Consider the following 16,466-nt stretch of genomic DNA (forward strand, 5'->3'; position numbering starts at 1 on the left):
GTCACCGACAGCGACCGGCACCGCCTCGTCACATGGCCCGGTCTCCCGTCCGCGTCCGCCGGCGAGTGGCGCGTCGTCTCCCGCTCGAACGGCACGCTCACCGTCGGCCTCGACGACGGCCCCGCTGCCGTCCGCGCCGTCAGCGGCGGCGGCAGTCCCCCAGAGAACGCCACCTATCACGCCGCACGCGTCCGGGTGATCATCGACACGGAGCGGGGCGTCGTCACCGGCGGGCCCGCCCGCGTGAACGCGACGCAGAACGGCGACTCCGCGTACACCGCCCGCGTCACCTACGACGTCCGGACGCGACACGTTAAGGCGACGCGGCCCGACGCGCTCGGTTCACCGACGGCGAGTGGGTCTGGCGGCTCTTCGCCTACTGAGCGGCACTGTCGCTGCGCGGCGGTGAAAGAACGGAGAAAGTCGGAGTCTATTCGGTCAGCTGGATGACGTTGCCGTTGCGCGAGATGTGGAGGTCTTCGCCGACGGTGTAGCCCTGGGACTCCGCGAGGTCGACGTAGGGCGCGTAGCCGCCCAGCGACTGGTGAGACGGGATGACGTTGTCCGGGCGAATCGCGTCAAGCATCTGGTAGTGCCCCTCCTCGCGGAGGTGGCCGGAGACGTGGATTTCGTCGTAGATGCGCGCACCCTGCATCTTCAGGAGACGTTCGGCGGCGTATCGCTGGCCCTCGTTCGTCGGCTCCGGGATGACCCGGGCGCTGAAGACGACCTTGTCGCCGTCGTCGAACTGGAACGGCGTCTCGCCACGCGCCATGCGAGTGAGCATCGCGCGCGGTTCGCCCTGATGGCCGGTGACGACCGGGAGGAAGTTGCCCTTCCCCTCGTTCATGATGCGCTTGAAGGCGCGCTCGCGCGAGCGCCGGTGACCGTAGATCTCGAGGTCGTCCGGAATCGGGTAGCCGAGGTCGCGCGCGGTGTTCGTGTACTTCTCCATCGAGCGCCCGAGGAGGATCGGCTTGCGGCCGATTTCCTTGGCGAACTCGACGAGGCTCGAGACACGCGAGACGTGGCTGGAGAACGTCGTCGCGACGATGCCGCCGGTGTAGTCCTCGAAGCTCTTCAGCGTGTCGTGGAGGTGTTTGCGCGCGACGGACTCGCTGGGGGTGCGGCCCTTACGACCCGCGTTCGTGCAGTCCTCGATGTAGGCGAGAACGCCCTCGTCGCCGAGTTCGCGGAAGCGCTCCATGTCGAAGGGGTCCTCGAGGACCGGGTCGTGGTCGATGCGCTTGTCGAGGCCGTAGACGACGGCGCCCTCCGGCGTGTGGAGGACGGGACTGACGGCGCCGACGATGGAGTGAGTCACGTGGACGAACTCCATCTCGACTTCGTCGCCGATGTCCATCGTCTCGCCGGCCTCCATCTTGATGAGGTCGTTGTCGACGTCGAACTTCGACTCGTCCTCGATTTCCTGGCGGACGAGTTCGATGGTGAACGGGCTGCCGACGACGGGCGCGTCGTAGCGGTGGGCGAGCTTGCCGATCGCACCGATGTGGTCGAGGTGGCCGTGCGTCGGCACGATGGCCTTCACGTCGCCCTCCAGCTCGCTCATGACGCGGTCGTCGGGAATGGCGCCCATGTCGATGAGGTCGAGGCTGTGCATCTGCTCCGTGCGGACGTCGTCGTGAATGAGGACCTGCGAGAGGTTGAGCCCCATGTCGAAGACGACGATGTCGTCGCCCACACGGACGGCCGTCATGTTGCGGCCGACTTCTTCGTAGCCGCCGATTGTCGCAATTTCGATTTCCATAGGTATGTCGCCGATCAATGCGTTCCGACGGTGACGCGTACGGCCGGCGTCGACGCACAGCCCACACGACCACCGCGGTCGAGCATGGCTGTGCGTCCGCGCCGAGCGTCAGTGCCGCGGACCGCACGTCTTTCGGATATGCGTACAGAGGAGTCCAGGGCTTAAGAGCTTCAGGGTTCCATCGTGAGAGTCTCATGCACGTTCGGTCGCTTTTCCGTCGCGCCGACCGGCAGACGGAACCAGCAGAAGAGCGGCGCACAAGTCCGCCCCGCTCACGTCGCTGACTGGGCCGTCGAGACGGCTATTGAGGGCTAAATACCCCTCCTAGAGAGGTTCATGTCGTCGGAACGTCGTGTCACTACCATGGCCCGAACCGTTCTGTTGACGTGTCCTGTCTGCGGCGCGATGCGCGCCCTCGTCGGCGACCTCGACACCCACGACCGCTCGGCCCTCGGCGACGTCGTCGTCGACCACCTCGACGCGCACAGACTTGGCGAGAGCGCGCGGGCGCTCCGCAAGCACGAAGCCGTCTCGACCGCCGAGGAACGCATCGTCGGCGACGGGGAGCTCGACGCGCTCCCGACCGAGGAGTGGCTGGCCGCACTCCCCACCGAGGCCCGCGGTCCTACGCAGTCGCGTTGACGGTCACGGTTCCGCTGTCGACGTAAACACCGTGTGCGGCGTCGAGCACGGCGACGCGGTACGTTCCGGAGAGCGCCACGGCGTCACGCGGCTGCTCGGTCCCGACGCGAATCGCACCGTCAGATCGGTAGACGTAGAGGCGAACGCCCGCGCTGAGCGTCGCGTTCACGCGCCGTGTCACCGATTCGTTCGTCGTCGCGTCCGTGACGCGGACCCGCGCGCCATCGAGGGTGTTGCCGGTGTGGTGGGTGACGACGACGCTCCCGTTCTCGCTCCCGAAGTCGAAGGCGGCCTTCGGCGCGGGCCACTCGGCCTGCGACACCCAGGCAGGGCGCTCGACGGCGACGTTTCCGAGCCGGTCAAGGCGGAAGTCGACGTGCGTCGTCACGTTCCGGGCGCCCGTGGTAGTGACGTAGGTGATGGTCGCGGCGCGCGGCCGGCCCCGCTCGTCGAGACGAAGCGTTCCCGAGTAGTTCGTGCGCCGGTCGCTCGCGGCCGCACTCGGCCCGGTCGCCCGAAGAACGAGGCGCGCGGCGTCACCCGCACCCGTCGCGTTCACGACGGTGAAGTTCCCCATCCTGAGGACGTCCGCGACGGCGTCGGAGGGCCGGACGGGCCCGCTGGGGTCGGACAGCCGGTAGGTTGTCTCCCCACTGGATGTCTGCTTCGTCGCGGCCACCGAGCCATTCGACCACGACACGAGCGTGCTGTTCCATCCCGTGCCGTGCTCGCGGTGCGTCGTCACGTACGTATCGCCGCCCGGAGCGGCCCGGATGCTGTCGTTCCAGTACGTACGACTGTCCGGACGGACGACGGTGGCGTTGACTACGGCGACGAAGCCGGCGGTCGTGTTCCGGTCGCCGGCGGCGAGTGTCGCGGAGAGGTTCGAGACGCCGTCGGCGGAGATGCCGGGAAGCGGGCCGGCGATGTCGGCGGCGCTCGCGGGTGTCGCGTCGGTCGTCGTGTCGCCCGTCGGCCCGGTCGTGCCGGTACAGCCAGCGCCGACGAGGAGGAGGGCGAGACAGAGTGCGAGGGCAGTTCGTGTCACGTTCGGGAGTGAACACGTGTGTGACAAAAGTCACGGTGATGGCTCACCGACAAGTCCTGTCACCTAGCTATAAGCATCCGCCGAAGGTAGCGATACGTGGGAACACACCATGACTGATACAATTACACTCGACGAAGCGACGGAACTGATAACGGCGGCCGAAGCGGCGGCCGAGGACATGGACCTCGCGATGGTGATTACGGTGGCGAACCCGGCCGGGAACCTCGTCGCCCAGCACCGGATGGACGGCGCGTGGCTCGCGAGCGTGAACATCTCGCGGAACAAGGCATACACGGCAGCGGCACTCCAGATGCCGACTCACGAGCTCGCCGATCCGACCCAACCTGGCGAGTCGCTCTGGGGCCTCCAGACCACCGACGACAACCGCCTCGTCGTCTTCGGTGGCGGCTATCCGCTCGAAGTAGACGGCGACATCGTCGGCACCATCGGGGTGAGCGGCGGCGAAGTCGCACAGGACATGGCCGTCGCGGAGGCTGGCGTCGAGCGCTTCGAGGAGCTACGCGGGTAGGCGCCCCGCAACGCGGTTCCGCGACGCCAACCTACTTCTCGCTGTATCGAGCCACCACACACCATGGAGTACACGACACTCGGGAGCACGGGCACGACGGTGAGCGAAATCTGTCTCGGCTGCATGAGCTTCGGCAGCGGGGACGACTGGATGCTCGACGAGGAGGAGTCCCGCGAGATTATCGAGCGCGCCATCGACCTCGGAATCAACTTCTTCGACACCGCGAACGTCTACTCGCAGGGCGAGTCCGAGGAGATTCTGGGGAACGTCCTCGCGGACTACGAGCGCGACGAGCAGGTCGTCGCGACGAAGGTGTTCGGCGAGATGGGTGAGGACCCGAACAGGCAGGGCCTCTCCCGGAAGGCCATCGAACAGGAGTTGGAGGCCTCTCTCGACAGGTTGGGGATGGACACCGTCGACCTCTACCAGATTCACCGCTGGGACGACGACACCCCTATCGAAGAGACCCTGCGGACCCTCGACGACGCCGTTCGGCGCGGGAAGACCCGGTATATCGGCGCGTCCTCGATGTGGGCCCACCAGTTCGCCGACGCCCTCGCGACGAGCGACCGACTCGGCCTCGAACGCTTCGCGACGATGCAGAACTGCTACAACCTCGGCTATCGCGAGGAGGAGCGCGAGATGCTCCCGTTCTGCGAGAAGGAGGGTATCGGCGTCATCCCGTGGAGTCCGCTCGGAGCGGGCTACCTCACCCGTCCGCACGAGGAGTCGACGGCGACGACGCGCGGCGAGCACGAAGCCGAGTACGGCGTCCCCTACCTCGAGGGCGGCGGCGAAACCATCAACGAACGCGTGGAGGAACTCGCCGCCGAGAAGGGCGTCGAGATGGCCCAAATCGCGCTCGCGTGGCTCCTCCACAAGGACTGGGTGGACGCGCCTATCGTCGGGACGTCGAGCGTCGAACACCTCGAGCAGGCCGTCGAAGCCACCGACATCGACCTTACCGACTCCGAACTAGAGTACCTCGAGGAGCCCTACGAGCCGATGGAGGTGTTCGGGCACGAGTAAACGTGATTCCGTAGAGCCACGGCGATATGAGCGGGAGCGAAGCGACCGACACGCGACAAGCGAGTCGGCCGCGACGAGAACCGGGCGGCCTCAAACACTATCCGTCGCGCGTGTCAACTGAGAGACGAGAGTCCCCGATGGCACTCGACCCAGCCGACACGCAAGAGCGCGTCGCCGAGTCGTGTAGCTTCCCGGCCGACCAAGAAACCGTCCTCGACGCCGTCGGCTCGGTGACGCTGGCGTCCCCCGGCGAGGAGGCGGTGGAGTTGGCGACGGTACTGGAGCGAAGCGACCAGTCGACGTTCGCGTCCGCGCGCGAACTTCACCACACGGTGCTGGCGAACCTCGGCGAGGAGTACGTCGGGCGACCGAACTACGACGACCGGTCGTCGAACCTGGCGCGCGAGTCCCAGCAGTCCTTCTAGGGCTTCACGCCGTAGGTGAGGTCGACGTCGGCGATGCGCCACTCGCCGTCGACCTTCTCGAACTCGTCGCGATAGGTGGCTTGCTGGACGCCGGTCTCGCCCTCGGCGGTCTCGTGGTAGAGCGCGAGGTACCACCGGCCGGTCGCGGTGTCGCCGTTGACGTCCACGACGGCGTTCGTGACGGTGTGAGCGGTCTCCTCGTAGACGTCGTCGAAGACGTCGGTGCCGAACGCTTCGAGTTCCGCGCGACCCTCGAAGGTCGTGCCGTCGTCCATGACGAACCGACCGTCCTCGGTGAAGAGCGCGGCCCACTCGGCGTAGTCGCCGTCGTCGATTCGGTAGCAGTACTGGTGTTTGAGCCGCTCGATGGCGGCGACGTCCTCAGCGGTCATACTCGCGGGTGCGCCCGCCCCCGTTGTTAGCGCTGTCGTCGCGGCGAGCGTTGCGGTCCCGTCCCGCGATACGACGGTTTATACGTCTGGACTGTCTCGTACGAACATGACGATTTCCAACGGCGATACGGTTACCTTCGAGTATACTGGGCGACTGCAGGACGGGACGGTCTTCGACACCTCGCGTGAGGACGTCGCGGAGGAGGAGGGCATCGCGGACGAGCGACGCGATTACGAGCCGCTGACGGCGGAAGTCGGCGCCGGCGCAGTCATCGAGGGCATGGAGGACGGCCTCCGCGGTCTCGACGTCGGCGAGTCCGACACGCTCGAAATCCCGCCGGAGAAGGGCTACGGCGAGCGCACCGAGGAGCGCGTCCAGGAGTTCGAGACGGACGAGCTTACCGAGATGCTCGGCCAGCGCCCCGAGGAGGGCGACCAGCTGCAGGCCCAGAACGGTCAGCGCGGCACCGTCACGCACGTCGACGAGGACGTCGTGAAGGTCGACTTCAACCCGGAGCTCGCGGGCGAGACGCTCGTCTTCGACATCGAAGTCGTCGACGTTGACGACGCTTAAAGCGTCGTCAGCCAGTCAGAACGGCAGTCGTTCTGACGACGTCGACGAAACGTAACGCGATTCGTCGGCCAACCAGAAGCGACACTTCTGGTGACGTTGACGAAGCGTAACGCGCTCCGGTAGCCACCGAGCACGAATCTCCACTCGTTTTTCTGAGGCCTATCGCGTAGCGACGGCCACGAACGTCTCGACGCGCTCGTCGGCACGCTCTACGTCGAAGCCGGAATCGGAGAGCATCGTCGCGGCGTCGTCGGCGTCGTAGCGTTCGGTGAGTGGCGGGCCGTCCTCGCCGTCGCCGGCGGCGCTCCAGTCGACGACGACGAACGTCGCGCCGTCGCGGCAGACGCGCGCGACGTCGGCGAGGCTCTCGGCGCTTGCGAACTCGTGGAAGGTCATGGTGGCGTAGGCGGCATCGATGGCGTCGTCGGCGAACGGCAGGTCGGCGACGTCGGCGGTGGTGAGCGCCACGTTCTCGGGGTGGCCTTTCGCCCGGTAGTAGTCGTGCATCGCCTCCTGAACGTCGACAGCGTGGACATGGGCGGCGTCGGGTGCGACGTCGTCGGTGTAGAAGCCGGTGCCGCTGCCGAGGTCGGCGACGGATTCAGTGCCGTGGAGGGCGAGTGCGCCGAGAAGTTCCTCGCGCGAGCAGTAGCGGTAGCGTCGTGCGGCGTCCTCGAGGCGGTCGGCGTGCGCGGCGTCGAACGTGTGGTGGCCCATGGTGGGCACGACGCGCGGGGCCGTGTTAGCGGTGGCGGCGACGGCGGTGGCGGTCACTCCGCGGGCGAGAGTGAGAGGAGAAACGGAGGGCGTGACCCCGCGTCGACGGCGCTAGACCCGGTAGGTTCCGAGGACGGCGGACTTGTCGCCGTCGGCGGCCTGCCAGACGACCTGCACGCTGGTGCTCGCCTTGACGGGGGCGTCAGTAGTAGCGGTTTCGCCGGCGGTCCACGTCGACCCGGGCACGTCGTTGACGGCTTCGGTGACGCTGGCACCCGAGGTGTTCGTGTACTCGAGGGAGACGGTGTCGACGGGGACGGTCTCACCGCCCTGATGGGTGACGGTGACGTTGTCGCCGGCGTCGCCGTCGAAGGTGAGCGAGGCTTGCGGGGCGGTGCTCTGAATCTGGTTGCCGAGCCCGAGGACGAACGTCCCGATGACGGCCGCGAGGATGACGGTAATCGCGACCATCAGGATGACGCCGATGACGGGCGAGACTGCTCTGTCGTCGCTGAAGAGGTCGTGGAGGTCCATGAGTTAGGCGGGCCGCGATGGACGAAATCAGTCCACCGCTGGCTGTTTCATTCAATGTTCTAAACACGAATAAAAGGGCGGCCGGACGGAGACACACGAGGGGAGTGACCCGAACCCGATTCGATATCCAGACTCGTCTCGGTTCGTGACTTTGGAGTCCAAGACACAATCGAGGTAAACGAGAAGCGCGTAGGGACGAACGCAATGAGCAAGACCTACACCGTCACCGGCATGTCCTGCGACCACTGCGAGCAGAGCGTCGAGGAGGCCGTCGGTGCGCTCCCCGGCGTCGAGTCCGCCGAGGCCGACAACGAGAGCGACACGCTCGTCGTCGAGGGCGAACCCGACGACGACGCCGTCGCCACCGCCGTCTCGGACGCCGGCTACGAACTCTCGGCCTGACGCAGCGAGACGCTTTCGGTTCCAAACCACACCGCCGTTCTCACCCGCGTTCCAGTAGCCGAAATCCACCTCAACGTCCCGTGAGTAGTTCCACGTGGAGGGGGACTAATGAACACGCGCGACTACCTGATACTGGCCTGTCTCGCCGGACTCGCCGTCGTCGTCGGCGCGGTGACGACGACGAAACCACTCGGCGTCTTCCTCATCGAGGGAGCGCGAGAGGCCGCCGAGACCACCGTCTCGATGGTTTGGATAACGTGGTGGGCGCTCGTCCTCGGGTTCGCCATCGCCGGCGGCGTCGAGGCGTGGGTGTCGAGCGACGACATCGCCGACCACCTCTCGGAGGCCGGCCCGCGCGAACTCGCGCTCGGCACGTTCTTCGGGTTCGTCTCCTCCTCGTGTAGCTACTCGGCCATCGCCACCGCCAAGAACCTCTACAAGAAGGGCGCGAGCGCCGGCGCTGCGCTCGGCGCGTTCATGTTCGCCTCGACGAACCTCGTCATCGAGATCGGGTTCGTCATCTGGTTGCTCCTCGGCTGGCAGTTCGTCCTCGCGGACTTCCTGGGCGGGTTGGTCCTCATCGTCCTGATGGCCGCCGTCTTCCGCTACGCCGTCCCGGACGACGTCCTCGAGACTGCCCGCAAGCACGCGAGCGCGGACGACGACACCGTCCAATGTCCGAACTGCGGGATGGACGTCGACCCCGAGGAGACGGACTACACGCGCGAGGTGGACGGCACCACCTACTACTTCTGCTCGGCGTCCTGCATGGAGTCGTGGGACCCCGAGGAAGCGAACACCACGATTCGCGAGAAGGCGACGTCGCTCGCCGGATGGCGCGACCTCGCGGACAAACAGTACAAGGAGTGGGGGATGCTCTACGACGAAATCGCGCTCGGGTTCGTCTTCGCCGGCATCCTCGCGGGGTTCGTCCCGCAGTCGCTCTGGACGGCCGTCTTCGACACCAACTTCCTCGGCGTGCCGCTCGTCTACGTCCTCGCGATGGCCACCGTCGGCGCCGTCATCGGCGTCGTGACGTTCGTCTGCTCCGTCGGCAACGTCCCGTTCGGCGCGCTCCTCTACACCGAAGGCCTCCCCTTCGGCGGCGTCCTCTCCTACATCTACGCCGACCTCATCATCCCGCCCATCATGGAGGCCTACAGGGAGTACTACGGCGGGACGTTCGCCGCCGTCCTCTCCGCGACCATCTTCGGCTGCGCCGTCGTCACCGGCGTCCTCGTTCACTTCCTCTTCGTCGGCCTGCACGCTGCGACCGGCGTCACTTTCGTCCCCGACCCCGCGACGGCGCGCCTCACCGAAATCCACATCGAACTCAACTACAAGGCCGTGCTGAACGCGCTCGCCGTCGTCGCGTTCCTCGCGCTCTACTGGCTGCACGCCACCGGCGAGGACGGGGATGGCGGCGGCCACGGGCACGGCGGACACCAGCACGACGGCGAGACGGCGGAGCACTGACGCCAACGACGTCATCGTCTACCCGTGGCTCCCCGTCGCTAGGGGGCTGCGTGCTCGGCCTGACGACTTGCTCGATACGACGGCGTTCTCCCGGACGAGCGTGCGTCCGAGAGCGAAAGCTCAATACGAATCAATCACAACCCTACCGGATAAGGGGATATAATGGCATACGATAATATTGACACCGACCTCATCAACGCGATGCTGGGCAACGGACGGGCGAGCCTGCGGACGCTCGCGGAGGAACTCGACGTCTCCGTCACGACCGTCTCGAACCACCTGAAGGACCTCGAAGAGGAAGGCGTCATCACGGGCTACACGCCCGTCGTCGACTACGGTAAACTCGGCTACGACGTCACCGCCATCCTCCAGCTCAACGTCGAGGGGTCGGCCATCCCGGACGTCACCGACCAGCTCCGGGACATCAAGCAACTGACCTCCGTCTACGAGGTGACCGGCGAGTTCGACATCATCGCCGTCGGGAAGTTCCGCGACACCGACGACATGAACGCGCGCATCAAGGAAATCCTCTCGGACTCGAACATCACGGGCTCCTCGACAAGCGTCGTGCTGAATGCCGCCGTCGAGGGCGAGCAGTTCGAACTCGACGTCGAGGAGTGACGCGACGCGGCCGCGTTAGCTCGCCTGCCCGTACTGCTCGACGTAGTGCGTGACCTGGCCGGCGAGCCATTCGAGCGCCTGCTCGTCGTCCTCGTCGAACTCCGGTGGCTCCTCGTCCATCACGCAGAGCATGCCGATTCGGTCGCCGTTCGGCGTCGTCAACGGGACGCCCGCGTAGAATTCGAGGTCGTACTCGTCGTTGATTGCCTCGTAGGTCACGCGCGGGTCCTCGGAGAGTCCCTCGATGACCAGCGGGTCGTCGCCGACGATACCGTGCGTGCAGACCGAGTCCTGCCGTTCGAGCGTCTCCCAGTCGACGCCCTGCACGGAGAGGAACTCCTCCCGGTGTTCGCGCACGACACCGACGAAACCGACCTGCGCATCGATACACTCGCGCGCCGTCGTCGTCAGTCCGTCGAGGTGGGCCGAGAGCATCGGCTCCTGGAAGTCGTACTCGGAGAGACGGTCGAGGCGGTCGGGTTCGCCGACCGGAATCGGGTAGCCCGTCCACCCTTCTCTGACCGCCGTCCGGAGCGTCAGTTCGACGTCGCGTGGGTCCGTGTCGTCCTCGACGACGACGCACGGCGTCTCATCGATGCGGTCGACGAGCGCGCCGAGGGCGTCGGTCCCGGTCAACTCCTCGTCGACAATGAGCGCGTCGAACGCGTCGAGTGTGACGTCCGCGGGCGTCGCAGACGCCACCTCGATGCCGTCGAGCGCCGGTCCCCCACCCGTCGCGTCGGTCGATACGTAACAGACTGATAGCTCCCCCAGATCTTCCATCAGACAGTTGTCGATATGGGGTTTCCCGGGAAGAACGTATTGGCCGACCTCGACACTTACTGCCGCTTCCCTCCCGCGATTCCCCGCCGGCGCGCGACGGGCGTGCACCGAGTCCGACGGTCGTCGGAGGGCGCCTCAACCCTCGAGCTCGGCGAGGTAGTCGAACTGCGCGTCGAGTTCCTTCCGGCGCTGGCGCTTCACGACGGTACCGTCGAATATCGGCCCGACGAACTTCGCCGCCACCTCGTACTCCGTCGTCGCCGTGACGTCCGTGCCGCCGTCCGCCTCCTCGACGCGGTACGCCGTCCACATCTCGCGGAAGATGCCGTCGCGCTGCTCGTAGGCGAACGCTGCGTCCGGCCGGTCGGCGACGGCGAGTTCGAGTTCGATCTCGACGACGCCGACGCGGTTCACGAGCGTGAACGTCTCCCCGTCGTCGGCGACGTGTACCTCGTCGAAGCCGGCAGCGCGCATGAACGGCCCGACGTCCGTCATCGCCGCGCGCACGCGCTCCGGGTCCGCCGCGACGTGCCGCGAGACGGTCACTGACTCCATACGACCACCTTCCGGGCGGGCGGGCAAGTGCCCGTCGGCTCTCGCTCAGACATGGCTGTTCACGGCGGACCGTAGGCGGGGCGGCGACATAACCCGGCACGGCGAGTCTCACGCGATGGGACTCGGCGCCGCGGCGGCCGACCGAAGCGTCTACGGACGTATCCGTCCCGTGAGACCACATGTCCGAGCGCAGTTTCGCGACACGAGCCATCGACCACCCGAAGCACCCCGCCCCGCAGACGGGCGATGTCGTCCCGCCCCTCCACCTTTCGACGACGTTCGAGGCGGACGACCCGGGCGCGCCGGGTCACGGCTACACGTACAGTCGCTTCGGCAACCCGACGCGGGACACCCTCGAGGCGACGCTCGCCGACCTGGAGGGGGCCGAGCACGCCGTCGCGCTCTCCGCCGGAATGGCCGCCATCTCGACGGTCTGTCTCGCGACGCTCCGGCCGGGCGACCACGTCGTCGCCTCCGAGTCGCTGTTCGGCGGGACGAAGGCGCTCTTCGACGACCTGCTCGCGCCGCTGGGCATCAACGTCGACTACGTGGACGCCACGGACCCCGCGACCGTCGCCGCCGCGACGACGCCCGACACCGCGCTCGTCTGGATGGAATCGCCGACGAATCCCCTGCTGAAACTCTGCGACATCGGGGCGATCGCCGACGTCGCGGCCGACGCCGACGCGCTCTTCGCCGTCGACAACACGTTCAGCACGCCGACCGTCCAGCGCCCCCTCGGGTCGGGCGCGGACGTCGTCGTCTACAGCACGACGAAGTTCCTGAACGGCCACAGCGACGCGACGGGCGGAGCCATCGTCACCGACGACGACGAGCGCGCGGAGGCCTTCCGGTTCGTCGGCACGAAAGCGCTCGGCGCGGCGATGGCACCCTTCGACTGCTACCTCCTCCAGCGTGGCCTCAAGACGCTCCCGCTGCGGATGGAGCGCCATCAGGCGAACGCGCAGGCCGTCGCGGAGTTCCTCGCCGACCACCCCGCGGTGACGCGCGTCCACTACCCGGGGCTGGAGAGTCATCCACAGCACGCGCTGGCACGCGAGCAGATGGACGGCTACGGCGGCGTCGTCTCCTTCGAAATCGACGGTGACGCCGCGGTCACGCGGGCGTTCCTCGAAGAACTCGACGTGTTCAACGTCGCGGTGAGCCTCGGCGGCGTCGAGTCGCTCATCGAACACACGGCGTCGATGTCGGCGGGGAACCTGAGCGACGCCGAACGCGAGCGCGCGGGCATCTCGGAGTCGCTCGTGCGCGCGCCGGTCGGCGTCGAGGACCCGGACGACCTCGTCGCGGACCTCGACGCCGCGCTCGGCAAGCTACAGGAGTGAGAGAACAGACAGCGCAGCGCGCGCCGTCAGTCGGTCATGCGACGTGCACGCGGACGACGTGCCCGCCGCAGCCGCACTGCTCGACGTACTCGTAGGTTATCTCGTCGCCGAAATCGGCCTCGAGCGCGTCGTAGAGGTAGTCCTCGGGGTGGCCGTGTGCGCCGTGCGTCACGAGGTTCACGTGGTAGCCGGACGCGGTCCGCCGGACCGCCTCGACGGCGTCGTCGACGACGCGCTCGCACGACGCCTCGTGCTCGGGGAGTTCGAGGTTCGCAGACCACGAGGTGTTGTGCGTCTCCTCGTCGACCGTCTCGGCACCGTGTGAGTGGCTCATACGCGGAGAAAGGCGGGCGAGAGAGAAGAACGGCGTCCCGAATCTGTTCGGGACCGGGCCGGTCAGTCGTCGCCGAGGTCGGGGCTGGCGTCCTCGTCCTCGCCGAAGACGCGACGCGAGATGACGGTGCCGTCGGTCGTGGGCGCAGTCACCTCGCGGCGGACGAAGCGCTTCTTCAGGACGTCGTAGCAGAAGAGCGCCGTCCCGAGGATGAGGAGGACGTCACCGGGCAGACGCACCCAGAAGAGCGTCTGGATGATGTCCTGACTGTAGAAGGCGAGCGAGCGCGCGGCGTCGTAGTTCGCCGTGAAGACGGCCTCGAGTTGGATGAACCCGACGGGGATGTCGCCGAGGAAGACCATCCAGACGAGGCCGGCGTTCCACAGCCAGAACGCGCGCTTCAGGTTCGTTCCGTTCCACTTCCCGGGTTTCGTGGTGAACTGCAGCAGGTAGACGGCGAGGCCGAGCGCGAGGAAGCCGAAGGCGCCGAACATCGAGGCGTGGGCGTGCGCGACCGTGAGGAACGTCCCGTGCTCGTAGTAGTTGACGAGTGGGAGGTTGATGAAGAAGCCGAGCGCGCCCGCGCCGATGAAGTTCCAGACTCCCGAGGCGACGATGAACATGAACGGGAGCGTGTACGGGAAGTCCTCGCCGGCGGTGACCATCGCGCGGTACTCGCCGATGGCCTCGAAGAGGATGAAGACGAGCGGGATGAACTCGAGCGTGGAGAAGACGCTGCCGATGGGCACCCAGTAGTCCGGGAGGCCGATCCACCAGTAGTGGTGGCTGACGCCGATGATGCCCGCGCCCATCACGAGCAGGGCCTCGAGCATCACGGCTTTCTCCGCGCTGCGGCGCTTCAGGAGGTTCATCGCGACGAGCGCGACGGCGACGACGGCGACGACGAAGAACTCGAAGGCGCCCTCGACCCACATGTGGACGACCCACCAGCGCCAGAACTCCGTGACGACGATGCTCGTCTTCGGCGTGTAGAACATGCTCGCCGCGAACAGCAGGCCGATGGAGCCGCCCGCGTAGATGATCATGTGCGCGAGGCCGTAGCGCGACTCGCGCTCGAGCAACGGCTTGAACCCGCGCGCGACGAGCGCCGTCCAGAGCCCGAAGCCGACGAGCAGGCCGACCTGCCAGAGCCGGCCGACTTCGAGGTATTCGAGGCCTTCGTTGCCGAGGATCCACCAGAGCGCGCCCTCGATGTAGCCCTGCGCGCCGAGCCAGATGCCGAGCAAGCCGCCGACGACGACGACGAAGAGCGCGCCGAGCAGGACGTGGACGTAGCGTTTCTGGTTCTTCGGCTCGCGGCCGGTGAGCAGCGGCGGGAGGAAGAGGCCGATGCCGAGCCACATCGTCGCGATCCAGAGCACCGCGAGGTCGATGTGCCACGCCTTCGTGATGGCGAAGGGCAGCGCCTGTACGGCGTCGATGCCGAGCGCTTCGGCGATGCCGTAGAAGCCCTCGCGCTCGATGTAGTAGTGCGCCATCAACCCGCCGAGGAGGGTCTGGGCGAGGAACAGGACGGCCGCGACGGGGACGAACCGCGCGGCGGCGAACTGACTCGGGAAGAGTTCGACCTCACCCGGGTCGGGCACGTCGATGCCCGTCGCGTCGGGTTCGGGGAGGTCGATGGAGTTATAGAGCCAGATGCCGGCGCCGCCGCCGACGATGAGCAGCACCATCGCGACGACACTCCACGTCAGCGCGCTGACGGGCGCGTCGTTACCGGCGCCGGGGGCGTAGGGCCACTCGTTCGTCCACGAGTGCCCAGTGTCCCCCCGGTCGGTCGCGGAGAAGAGTGCCGTCCAGACGGCGAAGTCCGCGAAGCGGCGCGCGTCCTCGGGCGAGGAGACGAAGTTCTCGGGAATGCCGGCGATGGGCGTGCCCTCGTGGTAGCGCTCGACGTAGGTCTGCCGGACCTGCTGGTAGGCGTAGGCTTCGGCGGCGGTCAACTGGACGGTGTCGCCGAAGCTCCCCGCTTCGAGTTGCCGTTTGACGATGTCGTTGACGGCCGCTTGGTCGGCTTGGTCGAGTTGATCGTAGGGCGTTCCGTAGCGTTCACGCGCGACGTACTCGCGCATGTGCTGGGTCAACCGGTCGAGCGCGTCGGCCGTGTAGTCGGAGCCGAAGTACGCGCCGTTCCCGAGTATCGTCCCGTGATTCATCAGGCCGTTCTGCTGGAAGACTGCCTTCCCGGCGACGATGTCCTCGTTCGTCGCGAGGACGTCACCGTTCGGACCGACGATCTGTTCGGGGCGCTGGGGTGACTGCTCGTACGCGAGGTACGCCCCCGCGCCCATAACGACGAGGTTGAAGACGAAGGCGACGACGAGCGCCTTCGCTAAGGTTTCTCTCCGAACTCGCATCTCAGTTGGTTCTTCATAAGCGGGGTATATTTTGGTGGTGCCGAACACGTTCGGGAGCCGTGGTCGAATATGTTCGGCGGAAGGGCTACCATCGTCCGCCGCCGAGTCGGACCCGTATGAGTGAGACGACCCTCGACGTCCGCGAGATTCCGCCGCCGGAGCGCCATCCGAAGATTCACGACGCCTTCGCCGACCTCGAGAGCGGCGACGTCCTGACCATCGTCAACGACCACGAGCCGAAGCCCCTCTTCTACGAGTTCCAGGCGGAGGTCGAAGCCTTCGACGCCGACGACTACGAAGTCGAGGAGGCGGAGGACGGGAAGTTCGTCGCGCGCTTCCCGAAGCAGTAGCGTCGCGGACCGACATCCCGCTCTTTTCGCCGGCCCAGTACGGTCACGTCAGGAGGAGCGTGCGACGACGGTTCGAGATGAGCTGGGCGTCGCCCCGATGAGTCGTTCGAACGCGGCCGGTCAGGGTTCGCGCCGGACCTGCGACCACATCTCGCCGAGGCGGTCGGCTGGGGTGCGCTCGCGCGCCTCGACGTCGACGCTGAAGCCGTCCTCGTCGGCGACGACGCGCACGGCGTCGAACGCCCGCGCGTAGGTCGTGACCTGCCGGTAGCCGTCGCGGAGCGTCACGCGCTCGGTAACGAGGCCGGCGTCGCTCAACTGGTCGAGTTTCCGGTAGGCCGTCGAGGAGGGGACGTCGCACTCCTCGCAGAGGTCGCTGGCCGTCTTCGGATCCTCGAGCGCTTCGAGCATCGCGCGACAGTCGGCGTCGTCAAGGGCGTCGAGCACCTCGGTGAGTGTCGCCTCCCGCGGGACGTCGGAGGCGTCCCGCGAGCGCGTGGCCGATTCCGCGGCGGCCTCGAGGTGGCCCTCGACGGCAGTCGGGTGCGCCATACGCGCCGGTA

20 protein-coding genes are annotated in these 16,466 nt (G+C 67.1%); 10 read left to right on the plus strand and 10 right to left on the minus strand.

The window, feature by feature from the left end:
* Positions 1 to 430: 430 nt before the first annotated feature.
* On the minus strand, positions 431 to 1,768 hold the full coding sequence (locus ACQUS8_RS12625; protein WP_435101580.1) for an RNase J family beta-CASP ribonuclease: 1,338 nt from the start codon (positions 1,766 to 1,768) through the stop codon (positions 431 to 433).
* Between the two features lie 363 nt (positions 1,769 to 2,131).
* On the opposite strand from ACQUS8_RS12625, the gene ACQUS8_RS12630 reads away from it, so the two are divergent.
* Complete coding sequence (locus ACQUS8_RS12630) at positions 2,132 to 2,410, plus strand: hypothetical protein (protein WP_435101582.1); 279 nt, start codon at positions 2,132 to 2,134, stop codon at positions 2,408 to 2,410.
* Here the strand turns inward: ACQUS8_RS12630 and ACQUS8_RS12635 are convergent.
* The gene (locus tag ACQUS8_RS12635; protein ID WP_435101584.1) at positions 2,394 to 3,458 is read right to left on the minus strand and encodes a hypothetical protein; all 1,065 of its coding nucleotides are present in this window, start codon (positions 3,456 to 3,458) and stop codon (positions 2,394 to 2,396) included. The two genes, ACQUS8_RS12630 and ACQUS8_RS12635, sit on opposite strands and share 17 nt — an antisense overlap.
* 109 nt (positions 3,459 to 3,567) lie before the next feature.
* Here ACQUS8_RS12635 and ACQUS8_RS12640 point away from each other — a divergent pair, with 109 nt between their 5' ends.
* The 3 genes from ACQUS8_RS12640 to ACQUS8_RS12650 all read left to right on the plus strand — a co-directional run bounded on the left by ACQUS8_RS12640 (position 3,568) and on the right by ACQUS8_RS12650 (position 5,441).
* Positions 3,568 to 3,987, plus strand: a complete 420-nt coding sequence (locus ACQUS8_RS12640) for a GlcG/HbpS family heme-binding protein (RefSeq protein ID WP_435101586.1) — start codon at positions 3,568 to 3,570, stop codon at positions 3,985 to 3,987.
* Between the two features lie 63 nt (positions 3,988 to 4,050).
* Positions 4,051 to 5,016, plus strand: a complete 966-nt coding sequence (locus ACQUS8_RS12645; protein WP_435101588.1) for an aldo/keto reductase — start codon at positions 4,051 to 4,053, stop codon at positions 5,014 to 5,016.
* A gap of 137 nt (positions 5,017 to 5,153) precedes the next feature.
* A complete protein-coding gene (locus tag ACQUS8_RS12650) occupies positions 5,154 to 5,441 on the plus strand; it encodes a DUF5789 family protein (RefSeq protein ID WP_435101590.1) in 288 nt (95 codons plus the stop codon).
* Here ACQUS8_RS12650 and ACQUS8_RS12655 read toward each other — a convergent pair.
* The gene (locus ACQUS8_RS12655; protein ID WP_435101592.1) at positions 5,438 to 5,833 is read right to left on the minus strand and encodes a nuclear transport factor 2 family protein; all 396 of its coding nucleotides are present in this window, start codon (positions 5,831 to 5,833) and stop codon (positions 5,438 to 5,440) included. The genes ACQUS8_RS12650 and ACQUS8_RS12655 overlap by 4 nt on opposite strands.
* 106 nt (positions 5,834 to 5,939) lie before the next feature.
* Here ACQUS8_RS12655 and ACQUS8_RS12660 point away from each other — a divergent pair, with 106 nt between their 5' ends.
* Entirely contained in the window at positions 5,940 to 6,407 is a 468-nt protein-coding gene (locus ACQUS8_RS12660; RefSeq protein WP_435101594.1) for an FKBP-type peptidyl-prolyl cis-trans isomerase, read from the plus strand.
* A gap of 159 nt (positions 6,408 to 6,566) precedes the next feature.
* On the opposite strand, the gene ACQUS8_RS12665 is transcribed toward ACQUS8_RS12660, so the two are convergent.
* Together ACQUS8_RS12665 and ACQUS8_RS12670 are read right to left on the minus strand one after the other, a co-directional pair.
* Entirely contained in the window at positions 6,567 to 7,124 is a 558-nt protein-coding gene (locus ACQUS8_RS12665; RefSeq protein WP_435101596.1) for a class I SAM-dependent methyltransferase, read from the minus strand.
* Positions 7,125 to 7,235: 111 nt separating this feature from the next.
* Entirely contained in the window at positions 7,236 to 7,658 is a 423-nt protein-coding gene (locus tag ACQUS8_RS12670) for a type IV pilin (RefSeq protein WP_435101598.1), read from the minus strand.
* A 204-nt stretch (positions 7,659 to 7,862) separates the two neighbouring features.
* Here ACQUS8_RS12670 and ACQUS8_RS12675 point away from each other — a divergent pair, with 204 nt between their 5' ends.
* The 3 genes from ACQUS8_RS12675 to lrp all read left to right on the plus strand — a co-directional run bounded on the left by ACQUS8_RS12675 (position 7,863) and on the right by lrp (position 10,157).
* Entirely contained in the window at positions 7,863 to 8,060 is a 198-nt protein-coding gene (locus ACQUS8_RS12675) for a heavy-metal-associated domain-containing protein (protein ID WP_435101600.1), read from the plus strand.
* Positions 8,061 to 8,168: 108 nt separating this feature from the next.
* Complete coding sequence (locus ACQUS8_RS12680; RefSeq protein WP_435101602.1) at positions 8,169 to 9,536, plus strand: permease; 1,368 nt, start codon at positions 8,169 to 8,171, stop codon at positions 9,534 to 9,536.
* A 162-nt stretch (positions 9,537 to 9,698) separates the two neighbouring features.
* Complete coding sequence (lrp, locus tag ACQUS8_RS12685; RefSeq protein WP_435101604.1) at positions 9,699 to 10,157, plus strand: HTH-type transcriptional regulator Lrp; 459 nt, start codon at positions 9,699 to 9,701, stop codon at positions 10,155 to 10,157.
* Between the two features lie 15 nt (positions 10,158 to 10,172).
* On the opposite strand, the gene ACQUS8_RS12690 is transcribed toward lrp, so the two are convergent.
* Together ACQUS8_RS12690 and ACQUS8_RS12695 are read right to left on the minus strand one after the other, a co-directional pair.
* A complete protein-coding gene (locus ACQUS8_RS12690) occupies positions 10,173 to 10,940 on the minus strand; it encodes a GAF domain-containing protein (RefSeq protein WP_435101606.1) in 768 nt (255 codons plus the stop codon).
* A 135-nt stretch (positions 10,941 to 11,075) separates the two neighbouring features.
* Positions 11,076 to 11,495, minus strand: a complete 420-nt coding sequence (locus ACQUS8_RS12695) for an SRPBCC family protein (RefSeq protein ID WP_435101608.1) — start codon at positions 11,493 to 11,495, stop codon at positions 11,076 to 11,078.
* 179 nt (positions 11,496 to 11,674) lie between these two features.
* On the opposite strand from ACQUS8_RS12695, the gene ACQUS8_RS12700 reads away from it, so the two are divergent.
* Entirely contained in the window at positions 11,675 to 12,841 is a 1,167-nt protein-coding gene (locus ACQUS8_RS12700) for a trans-sulfuration enzyme family protein (RefSeq protein ID WP_435101610.1), read from the plus strand.
* Between the two features lie 34 nt (positions 12,842 to 12,875).
* Here the strand turns inward: ACQUS8_RS12700 and ACQUS8_RS12705 are convergent, their stop codons facing one another.
* Together ACQUS8_RS12705 and ACQUS8_RS12710 are read right to left on the minus strand one after the other, a co-directional pair.
* Complete coding sequence (locus ACQUS8_RS12705) at positions 12,876 to 13,175, minus strand: CGCGG family putative rSAM-modified RiPP protein (protein ID WP_435101612.1); 300 nt, start codon at positions 13,173 to 13,175, stop codon at positions 12,876 to 12,878.
* Positions 13,176 to 13,237: 62 nt separating this feature from the next.
* Complete coding sequence (locus ACQUS8_RS12710; protein WP_435101614.1) at positions 13,238 to 15,553, minus strand: nitric-oxide reductase large subunit; 2,316 nt, start codon at positions 15,551 to 15,553, stop codon at positions 13,238 to 13,240.
* A 116-nt stretch (positions 15,554 to 15,669) separates the two neighbouring features.
* Here ACQUS8_RS12710 and ACQUS8_RS12715 point away from each other — a divergent pair, with 116 nt between their 5' ends.
* Positions 15,670 to 15,903, plus strand: a complete 234-nt coding sequence (locus ACQUS8_RS12715) for a DUF2249 domain-containing protein (RefSeq protein ID WP_435101616.1) — start codon at positions 15,670 to 15,672, stop codon at positions 15,901 to 15,903.
* A gap of 120 nt (positions 15,904 to 16,023) precedes the next feature.
* On the opposite strand, the gene ACQUS8_RS12720 is transcribed toward ACQUS8_RS12715, so the two are convergent.
* A complete protein-coding gene (locus ACQUS8_RS12720) occupies positions 16,024 to 16,455 on the minus strand; it encodes a helix-turn-helix domain-containing protein (protein WP_435101618.1) in 432 nt (143 codons plus the stop codon).
* Positions 16,456 to 16,466 lie beyond the last annotated feature (11 nt).

This window comes from Halarchaeum sp. P4, from assembly GCF_051195175.1.
GTDB lineage: Archaea > Halobacteriota > Halobacteria > Halobacteriales > Halobacteriaceae > Halarchaeum.

Coding starts and splice junctions, on each gene's coding strand:
- ACQUS8_RS12625 (WP_435101580.1), bottom strand. CDS start 1,768: ATGGAAATCGAAATTGCGACAATCGGCGGCTACGAAGAAGTCGGCCGC.
- ACQUS8_RS12630 (WP_435101582.1), top strand. CDS start 2,132: ATGGCCCGAACCGTTCTGTTGACGTGTCCTGTCTGCGGCGCGATGCGC.
- ACQUS8_RS12640 (WP_435101586.1), top strand. CDS start 3,568: ATGACTGATACAATTACACTCGACGAAGCGACGGAACTGATAACGGCG.
- ACQUS8_RS12645 (WP_435101588.1), top strand. CDS start 4,051: ATGGAGTACACGACACTCGGGAGCACGGGCACGACGGTGAGCGAAATC.
- ACQUS8_RS12650 (WP_435101590.1), top strand. CDS start 5,154: ATGGCACTCGACCCAGCCGACACGCAAGAGCGCGTCGCCGAGTCGTGT.
- ACQUS8_RS12655 (WP_435101592.1), bottom strand. CDS start 5,833: ATGACCGCTGAGGACGTCGCCGCCATCGAGCGGCTCAAACACCAGTAC.
- ACQUS8_RS12660 (WP_435101594.1), top strand. CDS start 5,940: ATGACGATTTCCAACGGCGATACGGTTACCTTCGAGTATACTGGGCGA.
- ACQUS8_RS12665 (WP_435101596.1), bottom strand. CDS start 7,124: ATGGGCCACCACACGTTCGACGCCGCGCACGCCGACCGCCTCGAGGAC.
- ACQUS8_RS12670 (WP_435101598.1), bottom strand. CDS start 7,658: ATGGACCTCCACGACCTCTTCAGCGACGACAGAGCAGTCTCGCCCGTC.
- ACQUS8_RS12675 (WP_435101600.1), top strand. CDS start 7,863: ATGAGCAAGACCTACACCGTCACCGGCATGTCCTGCGACCACTGCGAG.
- ACQUS8_RS12680 (WP_435101602.1), top strand. CDS start 8,169: ATGAACACGCGCGACTACCTGATACTGGCCTGTCTCGCCGGACTCGCC.
- lrp (WP_435101604.1), top strand. CDS start 9,699: ATGGCATACGATAATATTGACACCGACCTCATCAACGCGATGCTGGGC.
- ACQUS8_RS12690 (WP_435101606.1), bottom strand. CDS start 10,940: ATGGAAGATCTGGGGGAGCTATCAGTCTGTTACGTATCGACCGACGCG.
- ACQUS8_RS12695 (WP_435101608.1), bottom strand. CDS start 11,495: ATGGAGTCAGTGACCGTCTCGCGGCACGTCGCGGCGGACCCGGAGCGC.
- ACQUS8_RS12700 (WP_435101610.1), top strand. CDS start 11,675: ATGTCCGAGCGCAGTTTCGCGACACGAGCCATCGACCACCCGAAGCAC.
- ACQUS8_RS12705 (WP_435101612.1), bottom strand. CDS start 13,175: ATGAGCCACTCACACGGTGCCGAGACGGTCGACGAGGAGACGCACAAC.
- ACQUS8_RS12710 (WP_435101614.1), bottom strand. CDS start 15,553: ATGCGAGTTCGGAGAGAAACCTTAGCGAAGGCGCTCGTCGTCGCCTTC.
- ACQUS8_RS12715 (WP_435101616.1), top strand. CDS start 15,670: ATGAGTGAGACGACCCTCGACGTCCGCGAGATTCCGCCGCCGGAGCGC.
- ACQUS8_RS12720 (WP_435101618.1), bottom strand. CDS start 16,455: ATGGCGCACCCGACTGCCGTCGAGGGCCACCTCGAGGCCGCCGCGGAA.